The organism is Actinomyces timonensis (genome assembly GCF_040702965.1).
Lineage (GTDB): Bacteria > Actinomycetota > Actinomycetes > Actinomycetales > Actinomycetaceae > Actinomyces > Actinomyces timonensis_A.
Genome location: NZ_CP159989.1, coordinates 518821 through 541104, shown reverse-complemented (window position 1 = coordinate 541104; position 22284 = coordinate 518821). Strand labels below are relative to the sequence as shown.

General features: G+C 72.2%; 19 protein-coding genes and 1 pseudogene. 6 read left to right on the top strand and 14 right to left on the bottom strand.

Features of this window, described 5'->3' with window-relative positions:
- The 7 genes and pseudogenes from nuoF to ABXS69_RS02310 form a co-directional block, all read right to left on the bottom strand.
- Positions 1-1359: an NADH-quinone oxidoreductase subunit NuoF gene (gene nuoF / locus ABXS69_RS02340; RefSeq protein ID WP_366181002.1), complete on the bottom strand. Its 1359-nt coding sequence runs from the start codon at positions 1357-1359 to the stop codon at positions 1-3.
- The gene (nuoE, locus tag ABXS69_RS02335; RefSeq protein WP_366181001.1) at positions 1356-2111 is read right to left on the bottom strand and encodes an NADH-quinone oxidoreductase subunit NuoE; all 756 of its coding nucleotides are present in this window, start codon (positions 2109-2111) and stop codon (positions 1356-1358) included. The genes nuoF and nuoE overlap by 4 nt, the downstream gene beginning before the upstream one ends.
- A pseudogene (locus ABXS69_RS02330) lies at positions 2111-3500 on the bottom strand (NADH-quinone oxidoreductase subunit D). Before ABXS69_RS02330 ends, nuoE begins: the two are co-directional and overlap by 1 nt.
- Positions 3500-4270 carry an NADH-quinone oxidoreductase subunit C gene (locus ABXS69_RS02325; RefSeq protein ID WP_366181000.1) on the bottom strand — a complete coding sequence of 257 codons (771 nt, stop codon included), beginning with the start codon at positions 4268-4270 and terminating at the stop codon, positions 3500-3502. Before ABXS69_RS02325 ends, ABXS69_RS02330 begins: the two are co-directional and overlap by 1 nt.
- Positions 4267-4887, bottom strand: coding sequence for an NADH-quinone oxidoreductase subunit B family protein (locus tag ABXS69_RS02320; protein ID WP_366180999.1), 621 nt, complete (start codon positions 4885-4887; stop codon positions 4267-4269). Before ABXS69_RS02320 ends, ABXS69_RS02325 begins: the two co-directional genes overlap by 4 nt.
- A gap of 30 nt (positions 4888-4917) precedes the next feature.
- Positions 4918-5277, bottom strand: a complete 360-nt coding sequence (gene ndhC, locus ABXS69_RS02315) for an NADH-quinone oxidoreductase subunit A (protein ID WP_159523652.1) — start codon at positions 5275-5277, stop codon at positions 4918-4920.
- Positions 5274-6605, bottom strand: coding sequence for a geranylgeranyl reductase family protein (locus ABXS69_RS02310; protein WP_366180998.1), 1332 nt, complete (start codon positions 6603-6605; stop codon positions 5274-5276). Before ABXS69_RS02310 ends, ndhC begins: the two co-directional genes overlap by 4 nt.
- 348 nt (positions 6606-6953) lie before the next feature.
- Here ABXS69_RS02310 and ABXS69_RS02305 point away from each other — a divergent pair, with 348 nt between their 5' ends.
- A complete protein-coding gene (locus ABXS69_RS02305) occupies positions 6954-7652 on the top strand; it encodes a demethylmenaquinone methyltransferase (RefSeq protein WP_366180997.1) in 699 nt (232 codons plus the stop codon).
- Entirely contained in the window at positions 7649-9064 is a 1416-nt protein-coding gene (locus ABXS69_RS02300) for an isochorismate synthase (protein ID WP_366180996.1), read from the top strand. Before ABXS69_RS02305 ends, ABXS69_RS02300 begins: the two co-directional genes overlap by 4 nt.
- Before the next feature lie 27 nt (positions 9065-9091).
- Here the strand turns inward: ABXS69_RS02300 and ABXS69_RS02295 are convergent, their stop codons facing one another.
- From ABXS69_RS02295 to ABXS69_RS02285, 3 genes are all read right to left on the bottom strand, one after another.
- The gene (locus ABXS69_RS02295) at positions 9092-10606 is read right to left on the bottom strand and encodes a trypsin-like peptidase domain-containing protein (protein ID WP_366180995.1); all 1515 of its coding nucleotides are present in this window, start codon (positions 10604-10606) and stop codon (positions 9092-9094) included.
- A gap of 200 nt (positions 10607-10806) precedes the next feature.
- Positions 10807-12600 carry a 2-succinyl-5-enolpyruvyl-6-hydroxy-3-cyclohexene-1-carboxylic-acid synthase gene (menD, locus tag ABXS69_RS02290; protein ID WP_366180994.1) on the bottom strand — a complete coding sequence of 598 codons (1794 nt, stop codon included), beginning with the start codon at positions 12598-12600 and terminating at the stop codon, positions 10807-10809.
- Positions 12601-12637: 37 nt separating this feature from the next.
- Complete coding sequence (locus ABXS69_RS02285) at positions 12638-13738, bottom strand: o-succinylbenzoate synthase (RefSeq protein WP_366180993.1); 1101 nt, start codon at positions 13736-13738, stop codon at positions 12638-12640.
- A gap of 163 nt (positions 13739-13901) precedes the next feature.
- On the opposite strand from ABXS69_RS02285, the gene ABXS69_RS02280 reads away from it, so the two are divergent.
- Positions 13902-15263 carry a hypothetical protein gene (locus tag ABXS69_RS02280; RefSeq protein ID WP_366180992.1) on the top strand — a complete coding sequence of 454 codons (1362 nt, stop codon included), beginning with the start codon at positions 13902-13904 and terminating at the stop codon, positions 15261-15263.
- A gap of 68 nt (positions 15264-15331) precedes the next feature.
- Here the strand turns inward: ABXS69_RS02280 and ABXS69_RS02275 are convergent, their stop codons facing one another.
- The gene (locus ABXS69_RS02275) at positions 15332-16732 is read right to left on the bottom strand and encodes an arginine deiminase family protein (RefSeq protein ID WP_366180991.1); all 1401 of its coding nucleotides are present in this window, start codon (positions 16730-16732) and stop codon (positions 15332-15334) included.
- Positions 16733-16784: 52 nt separating this feature from the next.
- Between ABXS69_RS02275 and ABXS69_RS02270 the strand changes: the two genes are divergently transcribed.
- Positions 16785-17924, top strand: coding sequence for a 1,4-dihydroxy-2-naphthoyl-CoA synthase (locus tag ABXS69_RS02270; RefSeq protein WP_366180990.1), 1140 nt, complete (start codon positions 16785-16787; stop codon positions 17922-17924).
- A gap of 39 nt (positions 17925-17963) precedes the next feature.
- A complete protein-coding gene (locus tag ABXS69_RS02265) occupies positions 17964-18539 on the top strand; it encodes a DUF1440 domain-containing protein (RefSeq protein WP_366180989.1) in 576 nt (191 codons plus the stop codon).
- A gap of 80 nt (positions 18540-18619) precedes the next feature.
- On the opposite strand, the gene ABXS69_RS02260 is transcribed toward ABXS69_RS02265, so the two are convergent.
- The 3 genes from ABXS69_RS02260 to ABXS69_RS02250 form a co-directional block, all read right to left on the bottom strand.
- Complete coding sequence (locus ABXS69_RS02260) at positions 18620-19486, bottom strand: anti-sigma factor (RefSeq protein ID WP_366180988.1); 867 nt, start codon at positions 19484-19486, stop codon at positions 18620-18622.
- Positions 19483-20058, bottom strand: a complete 576-nt coding sequence (locus ABXS69_RS02255; RefSeq protein ID WP_366180987.1) for a sigma-70 family RNA polymerase sigma factor — start codon at positions 20056-20058, stop codon at positions 19483-19485. The genes ABXS69_RS02260 and ABXS69_RS02255 overlap by 4 nt, the downstream gene beginning before the upstream one ends.
- A gap of 73 nt (positions 20059-20131) precedes the next feature.
- Positions 20132-21826: a cytochrome c biogenesis protein CcdA gene (locus ABXS69_RS02250; protein ID WP_366180986.1), complete on the bottom strand. Its 1695-nt coding sequence runs from the start codon at positions 21824-21826 to the stop codon at positions 20132-20134.
- Positions 21827-22028: 202 nt separating this feature from the next.
- Between ABXS69_RS02250 and ABXS69_RS02245 the strand changes: the two genes are divergently transcribed.
- Positions 22029-22253: a hypothetical protein gene (locus ABXS69_RS02245; protein WP_366180985.1), complete on the top strand. Its 225-nt coding sequence runs from the start codon at positions 22029-22031 to the stop codon at positions 22251-22253.
- The last annotated feature ends 31 nt before the right edge of the window (positions 22254-22284 follow it).

Below are 22284 nucleotides of genomic sequence, written 5' to 3'. Positions count from 1 at the left end.
TCACCTGGCGCTTTCGAGGATGGAGGAGGCGCGGTAGGGGAAGAGCTCGCGGGCGGGCGTGGTGTAGCCGGCCTCGAACTCATCGCGGAACCGCTTGATGCCGGACAGCACCGGGGTGGCGGAGGCGTCGCCGAGGGCGCAGAAGGAGCGCCCGGCGATGTTGCTGGCGATGTCCTCGAGCTTCTCGACATCGCCGGGAACGCCCTTGCCGGCCTCGAGGCGCAGCATGATCTGGCGCATCCAGTAGGTGCCCTCGCGACAGGGGGTGCACTTGCCGCAGGACTCGTGCTGGTAGAACTCCGTCCACCGGGCGACGACGCGCACCACGGAGACGGTGTCGTCGAAGACCTGGAGGGCGCGGGTCCCCAGCATCGAGCCGGCGCCGGCGACCGATTCGTAGTCGAGGGGGACGTCGAGCTCGTCGGGGGTGAAGATCGGGGTGGAGGAGCCGCCGGGCACCCAGAACTTGAGTCTGTGGCCGGGCCGGATGCCGCCGGCGAGCTCGATGAGCTGGCGCATGGTGATGCCGAAGGGGGCCTCGAACTGACCGGGGCTGGCCACGTGCCCGGACACGGAGAAGATGCCGTGGCCCTTGGAGCGCTCGGTGCCCATGGCGTTGTACCAGTCGGCGCCCTTGGCCAGGATCGCGGGCACGGAGGCGATGGTCTCGACGTTGTTGATGACCGTGGGCCGCCCGTAAAGGCCGGCGACGGCGGGGAAGGGCGGCTTGAGGCGCGGATGGCCGCGACGGCCCTCGAGGGAGTCGAGCAGCGCCGTCTCCTCACCGCAGATGTAGGCGCCGGCGCCGGCGTGGGCGACGATCCTCAGCGGCTGCTCGCCGTCGAGCCCGAACCCGGTGGAGAGCAGGCCGGAGTCGGTGGCCTCGCGCACGGCGGCCAGCAGGCGCCGGTAGACGTGGGCGACCTCACCGCGCAGGTAGACGAAGGCGAGATCCCCGCCGATGGCGCGCGAGGTGATGGCGATTCCCTCGATGAGGGCCTGGGGGTTGGCCAGGATGGTGGGGATGTCCTTGCAGGTGCCGGGCTCGGACTCGTCGGCGTTGACGACGAGGTAGCGGGGCGCCCCGTCCATGGGGGGCAGGAAGGACCACTTCAGGCCAGTGGGGAACCCGGCGCCGCCGCGGCCGCGCAGGTTGGAGTCCTTGACCAGGCTGATGAGCTCCTCGGGGCTCATGGTCCTGGCGCGCGCCAGGCCCTCGTAGCCGCCCACAGAGAGGTAGTGCTCCAGGGTCCAGGAGCGGTCCTCGCCCCAGTGCTCAGTGAGGACGGGGGTGAGGGTGCCCGGCGGGGTGAAGGAGGGGCCGACGGGCTGGGAGGCGTCGATGGCGTTGGTGCTCACTTGGTGTCCTCCTTCGGGCTGGTCCAGCCGTTGGCCGCGGCGATGCGCCGACCGAGGAGGCTGGGCTCGCCCGCCGAGGGGCCCTCGTCGGCGTGGCCGTCCTCGAATCCGGCCAGGACGCGCTCATTGGCGCGGAAGGTCGGCAGGGCGTCCGGCCCGCGCGTGGGGCGCGCACCCTCGCCGCTCTCCAGCGCGTCGATGAGGGCGACGGCGGAGGCGGGCGTCTGGTTGTCGAAGAACTCCCAGTTGACCATCACGATGGGGGCGTAGTCACAGCCGGCGTTGCACTCGATGCGCTCCAGGCTGATGCGGCCGTCCTCGGAGGTCTCGTCGGAGCCGAGCCCCGTGCGGGCGGCCACGGCCTCCCAGATCTCGTCCCCGCCCATGACGGCGCACAGGGCGTTGGTGCACACGCCCACGTGGTACTCGCCGGCGGGGTGGCGGCGGAACTGGCTGTAGAAGGTGGCCACGGCGCTCACCTCGGAGCGGGTGAGACCGAGCTCCTCGGCGCACAGGGCGATGCCCGCGGGCGAGACGTAGCCGTCGACGCTCTGGACGAGGTGGAGCATGGGGATGAGCGCGCTGCGCTGGTGCTCGGCGGGGTAGCGGCCCTTGATGGCCTCGATATCGGCGAGCAGCTGGGCGGCGACGCCCTCGTCCCAGGCGGCGGTGAGGGCCGCGGGGACGGCGGGGCCCGCGGGAGTGGCGGCCTGCTCGGCTGCGGGTGCCGCAGTGGTCGGGTTAGTGCTCATCAGCGGTCCACGCCTCCCAGGACGGGGTCGATCGAGGCCAGGGTCGGCACGAGGTCGGCGATCGTGCCGCCCTCGGCCATGAGGGCCAGGGACTGCAGGTTGGAGTAGGAGGGGTCGCGGAAGTGGACCCTGTAGGGGCGGGTGCCGCCGTCAGAGACGGCGTGGACGCCCAGGACGCCCTTGGCGTGCTCCACCTGTTGGAAGACCTGGCCCGCGGGGACGCGGAAGCCCTGGGTCACCAGTTTGAAATGGTGGATGAGGGACTCCATGGAGCTGCCCATGATCTCGCGGACGTGCTCGAATGACTGGCCCTGGCCGTCGGTGGCGATGGCCATGCGGGCGGGCCAGGCGATGGTGGGGTCGGCCACCATCGTGGTGTTCGAGGGGTGGTTGCCGCGCGCGGCGATGGCGTCGAGGCGCTCCAGGCATTGCGAGACGATCTTGAGCGACTGGTAGCACTCGTCGACGCGCATGCGCAGGCGGCTGTAGCAGTCGGAGCGGTCGTAGGTGGGGACCTCGAAGTCGTAGGTCTCGTAGCCGCAGTAGGGATTGGTCTTGCGCAGGTCGAGGGGGTAGCCGGCGGCGCGCAGGCAGGGGCCGGTCAGCCCCATGGCCATCGCGCCGGCCAGGGAGATCTCACCGACGCCGATGAACCGGGACTTCAGGATCGGGTTCTCCATGAGGAGGAGCTTCGAGCTCGTGGATGTCCTTCTTCATGTCCGGCATGACCGAGCGCACGAAGTCGGTCAGGCCCTCGGGCAGGTCCTGGGCGAGCCCGCCGGGGCGCACGTACGCGTGGTTCATGCGCAGGCCGGAGACCATCTCGAAGACGCGGAGGATGTTCTCGCGGCAGCGGAAGGCGATGGTCATGAGCGTGGTTCCGCCCATCTCGTTGCCGCCGGTGCCCACGGCCACGGCGTGCGAGGCGATGCGGTTGAGCTCCATGAGCAGGACCCGGGTGACGGTGGCCTTCTCGGGGATGTCGTCCGTGACGCCCAGGAGCTTCTCGACGGCGAGGGCGTAGCCGACCTCCTGGAAGAAGGGGGCGACGTAGTCCATGCGGGTCACGAAGGTCTCGCCCTGCACCCAGGTGCGGAACTCCATGTTCTTCTCAATGCCCGTGTGGAGGTAGCCGGTGCCCACACGGACCTCGGTGACGGTCTCGCCGTCGATCTCCAGGACGAGGCGGAGCACGCCGTGGGTGGACGGGTGGACGGGCCCCATGTTGACCACGATCCGGTCGTGCTTGAGGCGGTCGGCCTCGTCGCGGGCGGCGATCTGGGCGACGACGTCGTCCCAGTCGCCCCCGGACAGGGTGTACTGCGGGGCGCCGTCGGCGAGGTCGTCGGTGGCGGGGCCGGCGGCGGTGAAGGCTGCGGTGGTGCTCATCAGCGGTACGACCTCCGGGTGTCGGCGGGCGGGGTGGCGGCGCCCTTGTACTCGACGGGGATGCCGCCGAGCGGGTAGTCCTTGCGCTGGGGGTGGCCGACCCAGTCGTCGGGCATGGCCGAGCGGGTCAGGTGCGGGTGGCCGTCGAACACGATGCCCATGAGGTCCCAGGTCTCGCGCTCGTGCCAGTCGTCCCCGGGGTAGAGGGAGACGATGGAGGGCACGTGGGGGTCGGACTCGGGGCAGGTGACCTCCAGGCGGATCATGCGCGCGCCGTGGGTCAGGCTCATGAACTGGAAGCAGGCGTGGAGCTCGCGCCCGGCGAGCTGGGGGTAGTGGACACCACTCACGCCCAGGCAGAGCTCGAAGCGCAGGTCCTGGTCGTCCCTGAGGGGGGCGACGACGTCGAGCAGGTGCTCGCGGGCGATGAACAGCGTGAGCTCATCGTGCTCGATGACGACCTTCTCGATGGCGGCGGCAGGGTCGACGCCGGAGGCGCGCAGGTCCTCGATGAGGGCGTCGACGGCGTCGTCGAACCAGCCGCCGTAGGGGCGGGCGGCGGCGGGCGCCAGGGTGACGGCGGACCGAGTGAGGCCGTAGCCGGTGGTGTCGCCGGAGTCTGCGGCGCCGAAATGCCCGCTGTGGCGCGAGATGACCTCGACGCGCAGCTCAGGGCGCACCGGGGTGCCCGCGATCTCGGGCACCCCGGGCCCGGCGGGGGCGAGATCCTCCGAGGGGGCGCCGTCCTTCGGCGCGGTGGTGTTACTCATGCGAGCTGGCCCTTCATCTCGGTCACGGGAGTGGCGGCGAGGGCGGCGGCCTCGACGGCGCGCGCGATCTCCTCGCGGTGCTTGAGCATGGGCTTGGCCTCGATCTGACGGGTGAGCTTGAGCATGGCGTTGATGAGCATCTCGGGGCGGGGCGGGCAGCCGGGCAGGTAGATGTCCACGGGGACCACGTGGTCGCAGCCCTGGACGATGGCGTAGTTGTTGAAGATGCCACCGGAGGAGGCGCAGGCGCCCATGGAGATGACCCACTTGGGCTCGGGCATCGAGTCGTAGACGTTGCGGATGATGGGTGCCATCTTGTGGGAGAGGCGGCCCGAGACGATCATGACGTCGGCGTGGCGGGGCGAGGCGCGGAAGACCTCCCAGCCGAAGCGGGCCATGTCGAAGCGGGGGGTGCCGGTGGCCATCATCTCGATGGCGCAGCAGGCCAGTCCCATGGTCACGGGCCACAGGGAGCGGGCCTGCCCCAGGCCGGCCAGGCGCTCGACGCTGGTGAGGAGGAAGCCGGGGCCCTCGACCGACTCGAGGGCCTGGGCCGTCAGGTCATCCCGCTTGGACGGGATGGACTTCATCTTGGCGCGGTAGGCGTCCATGTTCATCGCTGCTGCCCCTCTTCCGTCGCGTCCCGCTCAGTCCCAGTCCAGGCCGCCGCGGCGCCATTCCAGGATGTAGGGCACCGTGATGAGGGCGATGAAGATGAGCGCGGCGGACAACCCGAAGAACCCGAGCCGGGCGAAGGCGGTGGCCCAGGGGTAGAGGAAGACGACCTCGACGTCGAAGATGATGAACGTCATGCCGACCAGGTAGAAGGAGACGGGGAAGCGCCCGGTCTCGGTGTTGACGGGGGTGGGGTCGATCCCGCACTCGTAGTTGGCGACCTTGACCCTGTTGGTCCGGTTCGGGCTGATGATCGCCGACAGCGCCAGCCCACCCAGCGCGACGACGAGCGCCACCCCGGCCATGACGAGCAGTGAGACGTACGGATTCATGCTGCTGGCACCATCCTTGTCAGGAGCTGGATGAAATGGTCGACCGCATCGCCGCCGCGGCGCTCCCACCCGTCGGACAGGAGCTTGGTGACGAGCTTCATGAGGCGCTTGCGGGGAAGCCCGTAGCGGGTGCAGATCCGCATGACCTCGGGGTGCTCGATGAGGGCGACGAAGAGGCGCCCGAGCGTGTAGTAGCCGCCCATCTCCGCGCTCAGGGCGGCCGGGTACTGGGCGAGCGCCTGCTCGCGGCCGGCCCGGGTGGAGCGCACGGAGGCCTGGGCGGCCGCCTGGGCGGCGAGGCGCCCGGACATGAGCGCCTGGGCGATTCCCTCGCCGTTGAAGGGGGAGACCATGCCGCCGGCGTCACCCAGGAGCATGAGCCCGTCGGCGTAGTGGGGCTTGCGGTTGAAGGCCATGGGCAGGGCGGCGGAGGCGAGGCGCCCGACCTGGTTGTCCTGCGTGAAGCCCCACTCGGCCGGGCAGTTCGCGATCCAGCGGGCGAAGGCGCCTCGGTAGTCGATGCGGGTGGTGGCGGCCCGGGAGGAGACTGAGCCGAGCCCGACGTTGACGACGCCGTCGCCCACGGGCCAGATCCAGCCGTAGCCGGGCAGGAGGTCGGACTCGCCGGGCTTGCCGTCCCACAACTCGAGCTGGGACTCCATCCACTCGTCGTCGCAGCGCGGGGAGCGGAAGTAGGCGCGCACGGCCACGCCCAGGGGCCTGCGCTCGTTCTTGGCGCGGCCCACGGCCGTGGCCAGGCGCGCGGAGACGCCGCCGGCGTCGATGACGAGCGGGGCGGACAGGCGCGCGGGGGCCTCGATACCGGGGGCCTCGACGCGAGCGGTGGGCCTGGCCTCGACTCCGACGACGCGCCCCGAGGGAGTCAGGACCGGGCCGGTGGCGGTGACGCCGGTCAGGAGCCGGGCGCCGGCGCGCTGGGCATGGGCGGCGAGGTCCGCGTCGAGCCGGGCCCGGGGACGGGCCATCCCGTAGGAGGGGAACGACGGCTGCTCTGGCCAGGGGAAGGTGAGGCGGTGACCGCCGCCGATGACGCGCAGGCCGACGTTCCGCTGCCAGCCGGTGGTGTCCACGGCCATGGAGGCGAGCTCGCGCACGGCGGAGGGGGTGAGGCCGTCACCGCAGACCTTGTCCCGGCCGAGCTCGCCCTTCTCCACGAGGAGCACGTCCAGGCCGAGGGTGGCCAGGTGGTAGGCGGCCGATGAGCCAGCGGGGCCGGCGCCCATGACGACGACGTCCGCGGTCAGGTCGCTCCCGCGCGCGGGCCGCTGCACCGCCGCGGCGCTGCGGCTCGTGGGGGCGATCGTCATCGGCCAGCCTCCTTCGAGAGATCTCATGCCATGGCCCTGAGGGGGAGCCCGCGGCACTCTCGGCGCGGGCAGTGGGCCATGTGACCCATCCGGCACGGCGGGCCTGGGAAGACTCTACCGAGATGACAGCGCGGTCTCGGCCCTTGATCACCCCGGCCGCCCCATCGGCGGAATCACAACGATCCAGGCACCCCTCTGTGATCGGCGACAAGTTATCAGACAAGTGAATTACGTCTAATACCCGTACCTAAATAGAGTGCCCTCCTGGGACCAGGGTCCCTCATCGTCGCGCCCCCGGGACGGGTCGGCGCGGCGGGGACGGCGGCGACTTCCTGGAATGATGGGGACATGAGCCGAGCCTCCCTCTCCAAGGACCCCCGCGAGGTCGCGGGCATGTTCGACGCGGTCGCGCACCGCTACGACCTCACCAACGACGTCATGAGCCTGTGGCAGGTGCGCATGTGGCGCCGGGTGACCCGCGCCGCCGTCGCGGCCCGCCCCGGGACACGGGTCCTCGACCTCGCCGCCGGCACCGGCACCTCGGCCGTGGAGTACGCGGCCGACGGGGCCGACGTCGTCGCCTGCGACTTCTCCCCCGGGATGGTCGCCGAGGGGAGGCGACGCCACCCAGGCATCGAGTTCGTCGAGGGTGACGCGATGGACCTGCCCTTCGCCGACGGATCCTTCGACGTCGTCACGATCTCCTACGGGCTGCGCAACGTGCAGGACACCTCTACGGCCCTGCGCGAGATGGCGCGCGTGGCCCGGCCGGGCGGGCGCCTCGTCATCGCCGAGTTCTCCTCCCCCACCCAGCGGGCCTTCCGCGCCGCCTACCGCTACTACCTGGGCACGGCCCTGCCGGCCCTGGCCCGCCTCGTCTCGTCGAACACCGAGGCCTACGACTACCTGGGCGAGTCGATCCTCGCCTGGCCCGACCAGCGCGCCCTGGCGGCGCTCATGGGGGAGGCCGGGTGGCGCGGCGTGGGCTACAAGAACCTGTCGGGCGGGATCGTCGCCGTCCACCGCGCCACCAAGCCGCGACCGTGAGCGGCGCCGCGCCCTCCCGGGGCCCCGGGGCGTCGCGGGCACGGGCCCTCGCCGCGGCCGAGGCGGCCGCGCACCCCCCGCGCCTGTCGTTCCTGACCACCGCGCTGCCGCCCGGCGCCCTCGATGGCGCGCCGCTGCTCGACCTGCTCACCGGGCGCGACGACGTCGTCTCCTGGGTCCACCAGGGGCGGGGCCTCGTGGGGCTCGGCCGGGCGCTGGTCCTGGGCGCGCGGGGGACGGGACGCATCGAGGAGCTGCGCCGCGCCTGGCGGGCGACGGTCTACGCCTCCTGGTGGCGTGATCCGTTGGTCCGGCCGGGCACGGGGCCGGTAGCGATGGGGACGATCGCGTTCTCGGACCGCTCGGCGGCCGAGTCCGTGCTGCTCGTGCCGCAGGTGATCGTGGGCGCCGATGAGAGCGGGGCCTGGATGACCACTGCGGTCCCCGCCCCCCGGGGCGGCGCGGACGGGGTTGGCGGAGACCCCGCGGAGCACCCCGACCACGGCGCGCTCCTCGCGGAGCTGCTGGGGGCGGCGTCGGCCCCGCCCGCCGCGAGCGGCCGCGGGAGCGCCGTCGCCCAGGGCTCCCTGGATGACGCGAGCTGGCGCGCGGTCGTGGCCGCCACCTGCGAGCGCATGCGCGCCAGCGAGGCCCGCAAGGTCGTCCTGGCCAGGGATGTGCTGGTCACCCCCGGTGAGCCCCTTGCCACGGGGACGATCCTGGGGAGGCTGGGGCGGTCGTACCCGTCGTGCTGGACCTTCGCCGTCGATGGGATGGTCGGGGCCTCGCCGGAGATGCTGCTGCGCCTGACCGGTCGGAGGCTGACGAGCCGGGTGCTGGCGGGCACTGCCCGGCGTCATCCGGGCGACAGCCCGCGGCGCACCGCCGAGCTGGCCGCCTGGCTGGAGGGCTCGGCGAAGAACAACCGGGAGCACGCCCTGGCGCGGGCCTCGGCGATAGAGGCCCTCATGCCGCTGTGCTCGGTGGTGGAGGCGCCCGAGCGCTTCCTCCTGGAGCTGCCCAATGTCCTGCACCTGGCCAGCGATATCACCGGGGTCGTCGCGGGCGACACGGGGGCCCTGTCCCTCGTGGGGGCCCTGCACCCGACCGCGGCTGTCTGCGGGACGCCGCGCGAGGCCGCCGGCCGGATCATCGAGGAGGTCGAGGGCATGGACCGCGGGCGCTACGCGGGGCCGGTGGGCTGGGTGGACTGGCACGGCGAGGGCGAGTGGTGCATCGCGCTGCGCAGCGGTTCCATCGCCGCGCCCGGCGGGCCGGTGAGGGTCTTCGGGGGCGGCGGGATCATGCCGGACTCCGATCCCGACGATGAGCTCGCCGAGACCCGCGCGAAGATGCGCCCCATGCTCGGCGCCCTCGGCGCCCTCCCCATCGCCGAGACCGGTCGAGAATAGGAGCGAGACCGGTCTCGGCGACGAGAGTCAGGAGGTCTTCTCGGCGAGGGTGACCTTGGCCTCCTGGGACTTACCGCCCCTGATGACGGTGAGCGTCACCTCGTCCCCCGCCGAGTACTGGCGGACGAAGCCGGTGAGCGCCGCGGCCTGGTTGGTGCTCTTGCCATTGATCGCCGTGATCACGTCGCCCTGCTTGAGACCGGCGTTGGCCGCGGGAGAGCCCTGCTCCACGCTCCCGACCTCGGCGCCCGCGCGCAGGACGCCGTCGGCCTCAGCGCCGCCGTCACCAATGCTCACCCCCAGGTAGGCGTGCGAAGCGCTGCCAGTGGCGATGAGCTGGTCGGCGACCTTCTGGGCGAGCTTGACGGGGATGGCGAAGCCGATGCCGATCGACCCCGCCTTCTCGCCCGAGGAGCCGGAGCCCCCGGTCGAGGCGATCGAGCTGGTGATGCCGATGACCTTGCCGCTGCCGTCGAAGAGCGGCCCGCCGGAGTTGCCGGGGTTGATGGCGGCATCGATCTGGATGGCGTTGGTGTAGACCTGCGAGGTGGCGCTCTGGCCCCTGTCTCGCAGGTTGTTGAGCAGTCCGCCGAGGCCCCCCTGCTGCGGCGCCTGCTGCTGGTCGGGATCAGTGGAGGGGTCCGCGGGGTTCTCCTGGGTGGTCACCACGGGGCGGTCGAGCGCGGAGATGATGCCGGTGGTCACCGTGGAGGACAGGCCCAGCGGGTTGCCGATCGCCATGACGCCCTGGCCGGTCGCGAGGGAGTCCGAGTCCCCGATCTGCGCCACGGTGAGGTCGCCCGGGGCGTTCTTGAGCTTGATGACGGCCAGGTCCGTGCTGGCATCCGTGCCGGCGACCTCGGCGCCGTAGATGCGACCGTCGGCGAGGGTGACCATGATCTTCGAGGCCCCCGCGACCACGTGCTGGTTGGTGAGGATGTGCCCCTTGGAGTCGTAGATGACGCCGGAGCCGACGGCGCCGCTGTCCCCCTTGGACACCGTGATGGACACGACCGAGTTCGACACGGCGGCGGTGACGGCCTGCCAGTCCGGGGTCGTCCCCTGGGAGGTGACGGTCTGCGTGGTGGCGCCGGTCGCGACGGCGGTGGGCGAGGAGACGGAGCCCTTCGGGGCGGAGGGGCCATCGGCGTCGTAGCGGAGGGCGGCGAAGGTGCCCCCGGAGGCGAGCAGGGCAGCGGCCACGGTCATACCGATCATGGCGCCCCAGCCGGGCCCCCGGCGCTCCTTCGCGGGGGCCGCGGGGGCAGGGGCCTCGCCGTCGACGGCGCCCATGGGCGTCGGCGCCTCGAAGGCGTTGGCGGCGGTGTGGTACCCCGGCTGAGAGCCCGGGCCGAAGTCGTACCCGGCGGGGGCGGTGGGGGCGGAGGTGTAGGTCTCTGTGGGCGCGGCGGGGTCGGTCATGCGCGCCACCCCGGGGGCCGAGCCGTCCACGGGGGCGGGGTCGGAGGGAGCGAGGCTGAACGGATTGGTGGCGCTGGCGCCACCGGTCGGCTGCCCGTTCGAGTCGTCGTAGTTGCTCATGTTCTCCTCTGATCCTCCTGGATAGGGGGCGCGCGCCTCGTCGACCCGCGTCATCTACTGCTATCGGCCGCATGGTAAACCGGGAAGACTGTGTCTTCTCTTCCCACCACCTGTGGCCAGGCTGTGCGCGATCCGCCCGCCAGTGATCGCCCTGGCAGTGGGGCCGGTTGCATCTTGGCATACCGACGCCCAGGGCGGGCTCAGGCCAGGGCGACCCGTATGACGCTCAGCCCGCGCACCGGCTCCGCCAGGGCACGCTCGAGGGCGCGCGCGTCGTCCACCTCGTAGGCGGCCAGGCCCAGGGCCCGGGCCAGGGCCGTGATGCCGCCGCGCTGAGGGGTGGCGAAGAGGCGGGTGAATCGCTCATCCCCCGGCACTCCCGCGTACTCCAGGCCCTTGAAGATGGCGCCACCGGCGTCATCGAGGACGATGACCTGGAGGTCGGGCTCGCGCTCATGCTCGCCGCGGCCGAGAGACATGGCGTCGTGGAGGAAGGTGAGGTCCCCCATGAGCGCGCGCACCGGCCGCCCGGAGGCTAGGGCGAGGCCGGCGGCGGTGGCGATCGTCCCATCGATCCCGGCCAGGCCCCGGTTGGCGACGGCGGTGGGCGCGGGCGCGCCCACGGGCGCGAGCCGGTCGAGGCGGCGGATCGTCATGGATGAGCCGACGACGAGCAGGGGCGCCTCCCCTCCCGCGCCACCGGGAGCGCAGGCGTCCCAGACGGCGAGCGCGGCGCCGTCGGCGGTCAGAGCGCCCGAGTGGGGGGCATCGGCGTCAGCGTGGAAGCCGGCCGCGGCGCCGAGCGGCGCCGAGAGCGGGTCGAGAGCGGCGACGGCGCTCGTCCAGTCGGCCGCCCAGGCGCACCCCCCGCCCCCGAGGAGGCGCGCGACCCGCTCCGCCTGGCCCGCCCGGCCGCCGGGGGTGTCGGCGGGGTCGACGGCGATGACGCGCCCCGCGGTTCCAGCGACGTCGGTGATCCTGGCCCGATCGGCCAGGACGCTGATCCGGGCGTCATCACGGGCCAGGAGCGCGCTGATAGGCCGACTGAGGCTGGGGTGGCCGACGACGAGGATGCGGCGCGCCCTCGATGCCAGGTCGCGCCCGGCGGTGGTGGCGAGCAGCTCGGCGTAGCGGGGCAGCGCGGTGGCGCCATGGCGCGCGCCCGAGGTCGGCTCGGCCAGGAGCGGCCACCCGAGGCGCTCGGCCGCTCTCGCGGCGAGGTCGCCGAGGGCGGGGTCGGGGCAGTCGCCGGCGACGACGAGCCCCGGGGCGCTGGCCCCCTCTCCCACGGCGGGGGCGCCGGGGGCCTCCCAGACGGGATTGGGCACGGGGGCGGCGGGCGCCTTCGCCGGGCCCGCGGATGCGGCGCGCGGGCGCGGCTCCCCCAGGATGGCCCCATCGCCCGGCGTGAGCGGCGGGCGGAATCGGGCGTTGATGTGGGTGGGGCCCGGATCGCGGGTCAGCGTCCCGGCGGCGGCGAGAACGGCCCTGCGGACCTGCCCGGTGATGGCCGCCCGCCCGGCCTTCTCGCCCAGTCCGGCCGGGCCGGGGGCCGTGAGATCGGCGGGGATGTCGACGGTCGCGCGCGGTGCGAGCGCGAAGATGCCCGCCTGCGCGGTGGTCTGGTTGGCACCGGTGCTCACGAGCTCGTGCGGGCGGTCGGTGGAGATGATGACCAGCGGGATGCCGGCGGCATCGGCCTCGGCGACTGCCGGGTGGAGGTTGGCCACGGCGGTGCCGGAGGTGGTCACGACGGCGGCGGGGGCGCGCCGGCCCTCCAGGAGGGCGGCGCGGCTCATGCCCAGGGCGGTGAAGCCGGCGCTGCGCTCGTCCAGGACGACCCGCAGGCCCAGGAGCCCGGCGGCCTCCGCCTCTGCCAGGGCGTAGGCCATTGGGGCGGATCGCGATCCAGGGCTGAGGACCGCCCAGCGCACGCCCGTGGCCACCAGGGCCTCCACGATAGCGGCGGCAGCGGTGAGTGAGGAGGGCTGCATCGGTCCTCGGCTTCGTCGTGAGCGCCGTCGGCGCTGGTCAGATCGGAAGGCCCCCGACGGCGCTCGAGGCGTCGCGCGCCTCCCGCTCCCGTCGGGCGGCCAGGGCCCCGAGCATATGGGTGAAACGGGACTGCCACTGGGAGACGGTCTCCTCGCCGGCGAGCACGGCGCCGAGGATCGCCTTGGACAGGTGGGGCGCGCGCACCGGGAGGGAGCCGTCCACGGGGACGGCGGAGGGCACGGCGACGTCGCGCGAGAGCAGGCGGATGGTGCCCAGCCCGCAGGCGCGCCCGAGCACGGGCAGCGCCGCGGCCAGCCGGGCGCCCTCGGACAGGCCGATGGTCGTGTCCAGGGAGGAGGAGACGACGGCGGGCAGTCCGAGCCGCTCGGCCATCGCGAGGGCGCGGGTGACCCCTCCCAGGGGGGCGGCCTTGAGGATCGCCAGGTCGGCCGCCCGCAGGCGGGTGACGGCGAGGGGGTCGGTGGACAGGCGGATGGACTCGTCGGCGGCGATCGGCACGCTGAGGCGCTTGCGCAGCGCGGCGAGGTCGTGGACGTCGGAGCAGGGCTGCTCCACGTACTCCAGGCCCGCCGCGGCGCGGTCGAGGATGGGGATGTGGCGGGCGGCGGCGTCGAGGTCCCAGCAGCCGTTGGCGTCGATGCGGATGTGGCCCTCGGGGCCGAGGGCGTCCCGGACGGCCTCGAGCCTCTTGATGTCCTTGCGCATGGAGTCGCGCCGCCCGGCGACCTTGACCTTGGCGGTGCGGCAGCCCGAGGCGGCCACTATCTCACGGGCCTGCTGCTCCCCCACCTCGGGGACGGTCACGTTGACGGGGATGTGGGCGCGCACGACGGGGTGCTGGGGGGCGGGGGCGCCTCCGGGCCCGATACCGGTGGAGGCCTCGAGGGCCGCGGCGAGCCACGGCGCGGAGGCGTCGGCGTCGTAGTCCCAGAAGGGGGCGGCCTCGCCCCAGCCCGCAGGGCCGTGGACGAGGACGCCGTCACGACGCGTCAGACCGCGGAAGCGGCTGGTCAGGGCGATATCCCAGACGACGATCCTGTCGACGTCAGCCAGGAGGCCGGTGCGGTCCTTCTCCCGGAGAGCCCCCAGGTCGAGCTTCTCCGCGGATCCGCGCATGGGAAATGGGAGTCACGCCCCCAGGATAGCCAGAGGTCGGCGATTCCAGGGCTCGCCGTCACCCGGCCCCGGGGATCCCCAGGTCATGGAGCGCCCGGCGGTGTCGCGCGCCCGGCGGGGCGACCCGCTGCGAGCCGCCGGGATCCGTGGCATCCTCGATCCCATGGTCGCTGATCCGCCGCCCTCATCGAGTCCCCCACCCGCCCCAGGAGGCCGGGTCCGCGCCGCGATCTCGGTCGTCCTAGCGCTCAGCGCGCTCCTGGGAGGCGGCGCCGCCGCCTACGGGGTCTTGAGGTCCGCAGCGCCGAGGGCCCTGAATGAGTTCGTCGCCCCCTCCAGGAACACGTGGTCGACGGATTGGCTCAACGGGGCCGAGGAGGCATGGAGCTATGGCGGCCCCGGGTCCCCGAGCGCCCATGAGGAGGACCGGGTCAGGCTCATAAGGGTCGGCTCCAAGCTCGTGCGCCTCATCATCTGGAGCGAGTCCACCCTCATCACGGTCCTGCAGGAGTCCGAGAGGGGAGTCGAGACCCTCTGGGAGCAGGAGCTCGACCACGCCCTGCCGGAAGCCGGGGTGTGGAAGAACTGGGTGGTCGACGGCGGTGACCTGATCGATCTCGACACCCAGGAGCGCGTTCGCGCCCCGTGGCCGGCGGGTGCGACGGTCTCCGCCTCTCACGGCGTCGCGATCGCCTGCGAGGGCCTGACCTGCACGCTGTGGACCTCCCGCTACGACGAGCGCTGGACAACGACGATCGAGTCATCCAACAGCACTATCGAGGTGGGACTCGGCCTGCTCAACGGCAACAGGTACGCCCTGGCGATGGGGGACCTGAACCTCCAGAGGAGCGATAAGGCCACCACGGAGTTGCTCGTCATGGACCTCGAGGACGGATCGACCCGATCCATGGGGCAGATCACGGGCTCCGCCCTCATAGCGCCCCTGTCCGACGGCTGGCTCATCGGCGTCTCGGACAAATCCGAGGATGAGGAGCGAGTCTCCCTGTACTCCCCCGACGGCTCCCCCCTCGGGGACGCCCGCCGGGACGGCTCGAAGGACTACGGCACATTCCCCTACTCCCCCACGCCGATCAGCGCGGAGCAGGCCCGCGCCTGGATCGAGAGCGCGGACACCTCCTGGGCGCCGTCGACGATGACGGTCTCCGCGGAGGCGACGAGCGGGGCCTGCTCCGCCACGCTCCTTCACGGCGGCTCGACCCTGTCGATGCCGGGCGTCAACTCGCTGACCCGGCGCAACCGCGCCGCCGCTGATGACGGCGCCGGATGCAGGCTGCTGCCGGTCACCTACACGACGATGATGGGAACCGGGCCGCTCGCCGAAGTGCGCGAGGTACGGGACCATGACCTGTACCTGCACCTGGTCGACCCCGGTTCGGGCGGCGAGTCGGGGGCGATCAGGGTCGGCGATATCTCCTCGTGGGGCGTCGCCTCCTACGGCGGCGAGATGATCGTCTACGGCAACTCAGGCCACCTGACCGCCTACCGCCCCAAGCCCGCTGCCTGACGCCCCGCGGAGCGCGCCGCCTCGGGGCCGCCGGACGGACCGCCGGCGCCGAGGCGCGCGCGGCCCGCTCATACGGCGTCGCGGGTGATGGGGCAGGTCATGCAATGGCCGCCACCACGACCGCGGACGAGCTCGACGCCGGGGGTCTCGATCACCTCGACGCCCGCGGAGCGCAGCGCCTCATTGGCCCGCCGGTTGTGGGCGTAGCCGATGACGAGGTTCGGGGCGAGGGCGACGACGTTGCAGGAGTCGCGCGCCAGCTCCCGCAGGGCCTCGGACTCATCGGTCATGTCGGGGCTGATGATGCGGAGGGAATCGACGCCTGCCGCCCGGGCCAGGACCCGGTCCATCTCGGCGCCGTCGTGGATCGTGACCTTGAGGCCCGGCGTCGAGGAGCCGTGGGCGGGGCCGGGCTCGATCTCCACGGTGGTGACGTCATCGAAGCCCGCGAAGCGCAGGTAGGTGTCCGGGGCGACCATCGACATGAGGGTGTCCAGGTGCATGACGGCGTCGAGCTCGGTGTAGAAGGCGCGATCGGGCATGTGCACGCCGATGACGCGGTCCGCGGCGCCATCGGTGAAGAGCCGGGAGGCCAGGCGCTCGACGCCCGCGGCGGTAGAGCGGTGCGAGAGCCCCACGACGAGGGTCCGGTTGCCCATCACCTGGATATCGCCGCCCTCAACGGTGGCGCCCGTGGCCTGGCGCGCGGCGGCCCAGACAGCGGCCCGGTCGGCGAACGCGGGGTGGTAGCGGTACACCGCCTCGTAGTTGGCGGTCTCGCGGCGGCGGGGGGCCAGCGCCATCGGGTTGAGGTGGCAGGCGCCGTACATCCACGAGGAGGCATCGCGCGTGAACAGGTGGTTGGGCAGCGGGGAGATGACGAACTGCCCCTCGAGGGTCGACAGGAAGGTCGTGGCGAGCAAGATCCTGGCATCGGCGGCGTCGAGGCGGTCGTGCAGCTCGGCGCGGGTCAGGCCCGCCAGGAGGATCTCGGCGAGCTCGGCGTCGGGCAGGCCCGAGAGGTAGGAGGTGAGGACCTCGGAGGTGGACAGCCCGACCTCGTCGGGGCCCACGGCCTGCTCCAGGACGAGGGCGCGGGCCCCGGGCACGGCGAGGGACTCGGCGAGCAGGTCGCGGAAGTCGTGGACGATGACGCCGTGCCCGCGCAGGATCGCGGTGAGGGCGTCGTGCTCGGCCTGGGCGACCTCGATGTCGAGGGCGTCGTCGAACAGGAGGCTGTTCGCGTTGATGGGCGTCAGGCGGGCCACCTCCGCGCCAGGCCGGTGGACGATGACCTCGCGCAGTCGGCCGACCTCGGAGTCGACCCGCCCCCCGCCCTGGGTCGCGGGGATGGTCTGGCGCTGGTGGGCGCGGCTCGCCGCCACGGGCTCTCCGGTGGCGCGGACAGCGTTGGCGGACGCGACGCCTGGCATCGCGTGAGGCGCGGCACTGGGCTGGGACTCGTTCATGGGCCCAGCGTAGCGGCGCTGATCCTCGCGCCACTCGCCTACTCTGATGCCCATGACCTCCGCATCTTCCTCATCAGCCCCATCCGCCCCTCCAAGGCCGCCGGCGCCCGCCTCCGGGCGGGCCCGCACCGGGCGGGGCTCCGAGCACCCCCTGCCCCACCGCGTCTCGGAGATCTTCGACCCCCTGCGCTGGAGGGAGGTCGAGGGCTTCAGCGCGGGCGAGCTCACCGACGTCACCTACCACCGCGGCTGCGAGCGGGACGCCGACGGCGCCTGGTCGCGGGATCTTCCCGTGGTGCGCGTGGCGATCGACCGCCCCGAGGTGCGCAACGCCTTCCGGCCGCGAACCGTCGATGAGCTCGCCGCCGTGCTCGACCACGCGCGCATGAGCAGCGACGTCGGCGCGGTCATCCTCACCGGCAACGGCCCCTCCCCGCGTGACGGCGGCTGGGCCTTCTCCTCCGGGGGGGACCAGCGCATCCGGGGCAGGGACGGCTACCTCTACGAGACCGACGACGGCGCGTCGGCCGCTCGGCGCGCCGAGCCCACCGCCCCCGAGGCCCATCGGCCGCCGTCGGATCCCCGCTCCCATGAGGCCGATGTGGCGGCGGCACGGGCCCGCGCGGACACGGCCCGGGCGGGGCGCCTGCACATCCTCGAGGTCCAGAGGCTCATCCGCATGATGCCCAAGGTCGTCATCGCCGCGGTGAGCGGCTGGGCCGCCGGGGGCGGGCACTCGCTCAACGTCGTGTGCGACCTGTCGCTGGCCTCCATCGAGCACGCGCGCTTCAAGCAGACCGACGCGAACGTGGGCTCCTTCGACGCCGGCTACGGCTCGGCGCTGCTGGCCCGCCAGTGCGGGGACAAGCGCGCCCGGGAGATCTTCTTCCTCGCCCGCGCCTATGACGCCCGCGACGCGGAGCGCTGGGGCGTGGTCAACGAGGCGGTGCCCCATGCCGAGTTGGAGGAGCGGGCGCTGGAGTACGCCGCCATCGTGGCCTCGAAGTCGCCCCAGGCGATCCGCATGCTCAAGTACGCCTTCAACCTGGCTGACGACGGCCTGGCCGGCCAGCAGGTCTTCGCCGGGGAGGCCACGCGCCTGGCCTACATGACCGATGAGGCCGTCGAGGGGCGGGACGCCTTCCTGGCGCGCCGCGATCCGGACTGGTCCCCCTTCCCCTACTACTTCTAGGCATATTCCGCTGATCACACCATCAAGGAGGTCTCCCTCATGTCATCACTGCTCACCAAGACCGATCCGGCCCGTCGCCGCATCGGCACGGCGATCATCGTCGGCCTCATCGGGGGCTTCTTCTCCGCCATCGTGAAATTCGGCTGGGAGGTGCCCTTCCCTCCCCGCACCCCGGGCGTCCGCTCGGAGACCAACCCCCCTCAGTCGATGCTGGAGTGGTTCGGCATGTCCCATGACGCCTCGCACGCGACGGTGACCTTCAACAACAACCCGGCGCCGATCATGTCCTTCATCGTGCACTTCAGCTTCGCGATCGCGTTCGCGCTCATCTACTGCGTCCTCGCCGAGTACTACCCCGGCATCAAGCTGTGGCAGGGCACCGCCTTCGGCGTCCTCGTCTACGTGGGCGCGCACGTCGTCGTCATGCCGTTGCTGGGCTGGGCCCCGAGCCCCTTCCCGTGGGTGGCCGGCGCGCAGACCTGGTCCGAGCACTTCTCGGAGTTCTTCGGGCACATCATCTGGCTGTGGAGCATCGAGGTGGTGCGCCGCGACATCCGCAACCGGATCACGCATGAGCCCGACGCGGAGGCGCCCCTGACCGAGGGTGCCCGCTGACGCCCTCCTCATCGCGCGTGGGCGGCCCCGGCACCGAGCTCGGTGCCGGGGCCGCCCACTGCTCCCTCGGGCCAGGCGCCTCAGGCGTGGCTGGCGGCCGGGGACGAAGGCGCGGCGGCCGGGCCGCTCGGCCCCGCGCCCTGGCCGCTCCCCTCATCGCCGCCCCGCCCGCCGACGGCGAGGACCACGAGCGGCTTCGTCGTCGGCCGGGCGGAGCCCCCGGCGGGCTCGGCCGTGATGAGGACGCGCTGGCCGGGCCTCGGCGTCGCGGGGAGGAAGGTGAAGGTGGTGCCCTCGTCGGGGGAGTAGGCGCCCAGCGAGGTGATGCCGGAGGAGGGATCCTCCAGCCACATCTGCAAAGTGGTCCCGCTCGCCGGGGCGGGCATCGCCGCCGGGAGGGACAGGGCCGTCATGGACATTCCCTCGCTCCAGGTCAGCGTGGCCACGTGCCCGTCGGGCATGGTGTCGGAGACGCGCCGGACGTCCTGGGCCTGATTGAGGTGGGTGTAGTCGATCATCGGGGTCACGTGCTCCATGGCGGTGTCGTGGCCGCCGTCATAGCCCGATCCGTAGCCACTGCCGTATCCGGCGCCGAAGCCCGCGGAGATGAGCGCGACGGCGGCCGCCGCCTGGGCCGTGTAGCGCCAGGCGCGGCGGCGGCGCAGCGGGATGACGGGGGCGAGCGCCTCGGCGTCGTCGGCGACGGGGCCGCGAGAGGCATCCGCGCGGCCCGTCTCCGAGTGGGCGCCGGGGGCCGGGGCCGCCCCGTCCTGCTCGACTCCCTTGATCCGCTCCAGGATCTCCGCGCGCATCCCGGCGGACGGCTCGACGGGGGCCAGTGACGCGCCGAGGAGGGCGCCGGTCTCGCCGTCGAGGAGCGCGTGGAGCTCCTCATCATCGACGCCGGTGCGCGTTGCCACGGCCATGTCCTCTCCCTCCCTGCTCATCGTTGTTCTCCTAGGTGCGCTCTCATCTTGGCCATCCCGTCCCGGATGCGGCTCTTGACAGTGCCCAGCGGAACGCCCGTCCGCTTGGCGATCTCGGTATGCGTGAGGCCGGTGAAGTAGGCCAGGGCGATCGTCGTGCGGTGGGGCTCCCCGACGGCGTCGAGGGCCTCACGAACCCTTCCGGCCTCCATGCGGTCCTCCACCTCGGCGACCGTGACATCGGTGTCGGGGAGGTATCCCCGCCAGGCCTCCTCGCGGTCCCTCGCGGCCTGGGCGGAGCGGACCCTGTCGATGGCCCGATGGCGGGCCATGGTGACGAGCCAGGCCCGGCCCGTCCCCCGGGAGGGATCGAAGGAGGGCGCTCGGCGCCAAGCCTCGAGCATGACCTCCTGGAGGACCTCCTCGCTCTGGGACCGGTCGATGAGAATGCGGATGATGAGGGCGAGGAGGCGCCCCGCCCAAGCGTCGTACAATTCGGCGAAGGCATGCTCGTCACCCTGGGCAACACGTCCCAGGAGGGCGTCGACCTCGTCTCCGTGCTCAGTGTGCCGCTGCTTTTCCACACTGCGCATAGTACGGGCCCGGTGGGGCGCCTCCTCATCGTTCTCCTCCTCTCTTCCCATTCGCAGCCGGGGACTGCGCGCCTCACCCGAAGGTGAAGGAGTACAGGGAGACCCCCGGGTCAACCGTGAGCTCCAACTGGCCCGACGAGGGCTTGTCCATGCTCACGAGCTCATTGGTGTTCGGCGTTCCGGAGATGTGGGTCGTCTTCTCCTCGCCGTCGGCGTTCTTCCAGGTGATGTTGCCCTCCCCGGAGGCCACGAGGTAGACGTGCTTACCCTTCCAGGACAGGCGCAGCTTGCCGGGCGCGCCCTCGGGGCGGATCTGCTGGCCCTCGACGAACCAGGCCCCCTCGAGGGAGAAGCTGCTCGCCTTCTGCTCGGCGGGGAAGGTGAAGGTGCCGGAACCGGGCTTGAGGACACCACCGGCGAAGTACTGGGCGCGGTCGGAGCCGAGGTAGGTCTCAGGGCTGCGCTCAGCCGAGACGTCGGGGGTGTTGTCCGCCTCGGTGAAGATGGGCTCGGGGAGCTGGACGGACGGGTTCGCCTGCCTGAGCAGCTCGCGGACGAGCTTCTCGGTGTTCGCCTCGCCGCCCTCGCCGAACTTCACCTGGCGCAGCTGCCCGGTGGCGTCCACGAGGTAGTGGGCGGGCCAGTAGTGGTTGTCGAAGGCGGTCCAGGTGGCCAGCTTGGAGTCGACGGCGACCGGGTAGGTGATCCCGAGCTTCTGGGCCCCGGCGCGGACGTTGTCGACCTCCTTCTCGAAGGCGTACTCCGGGGAGTGGATGCCGACGACCTGCAGGCCAGAGTCCTTGTAGGTCTTGTAGAGCCTCTCGATTCCGGGAATGGAGCGCTGGCAGTTGATGCAGGAGTACGCCCAGAAGTCGTAGAGGTGGACCTTGCCCTCGCGGTCGGCCGCGGTCAGCGGCTGGTCGCCGGGGGTGTTGAACCATGCGTTGATCCCGGTCAGCTCCGGGACGGTGCCGCAGTTCTCCAGGTGGTCGGCGCCGTCGACGCAGGCCCCCCGGCCCTCGGAGGTCTGACGGGTGGAGCTGAGCGCCTTATCCGTCTTGGCCTGGAGGGAGGCGGTGTAGTCCGGCAGGGAGCGCTGGACGACGGCGGGCAGGTCCGTCACCAGGGCGACGGCCAGGAAGATCATCATGGCGCCGGCGGCGATGCGCACGCCCTTCTGACGCGTGCGGAAGGACTTGAGGCGCTCGGTGATGCCGCGGCCGGCCAGGGCGAAGAAGAGCAGGGGGACGGCGGTGCCCAGGCCGAAGGACACGGCGAGGGCGACCGTGTCGGCGCCGATCTTGCCGGTGGAGCCCGCCACGGAGACGGCGGCGAGCACGGGGCCGGCGCAGGGCACGTAGGCGGTTCCCAGGACGAGGCCGAGGAGGAATCCGTTCGTGGGGCGCTTGCCGCCTCCCAGGCTCTGGAAGCGCGCGAAGGGGCGCTCGATGATCTCCATGACCTTCGGGATGATCATGGCCACGCCGATGAGGGCGAGGAGGATCACGCCGGCCCAGCGGAGCGTGTCCTGCGGGAGGCCCAGCAGGTTGAGCAGTGTGGAGCCGATGAGGGTGAAGGTGGTGAAGCTCAGGACAAGGCCGCCGACGACGAGGTAGGGGTGCAGGCGCGAGGGCGCCTTCCCGCCCTCGCCCTTGGCGCCCTGGGCGCCGCCGGACAGGAGGATGACGGGCAGGACCGGCAGGATGCACGGCGATATGCCCGTGATAAGGCCTCCGAAGAAGCCAATGAGGACAAGACTGATGAGCATCTGGGCTCCTAAGCGTGTCTATGCGGTTGATACACCCCTTGTTCGGCGCTGGGCGGTCGGCGGATGGGTGGAATGACGACGAATGTGACATGACGAGCGTCACATCGATTGATCCGATCCGGCTGGGCGCCGGCCCCGAACGAGGGGTGACGGCTCGCCATGAGGCGGGCCCGACCCAGAACCTTCGTAGAGGAGAACTCCCATGCGTATTCGCACCGCTCGCACCGCTCTCGCCGCCGGCCTCATCGCCGTCTCCGCCGTGGGCCTGGCCGCCTGCGGCTCGTCCAACGACTCGAAGGACACCAAGCCCGCCGCAACCGCCAGCGCCGACAAGATGTCTGACGGCAAGGGCGACAAGATGTCCGACGGCAAGGGCGACAAGATGTCCGACGGCAAGGACAACAAGATGAGCGACGGCGCGAAGTGACCCCCGCGACGAGCGCGGAGTAGAAGCTCCC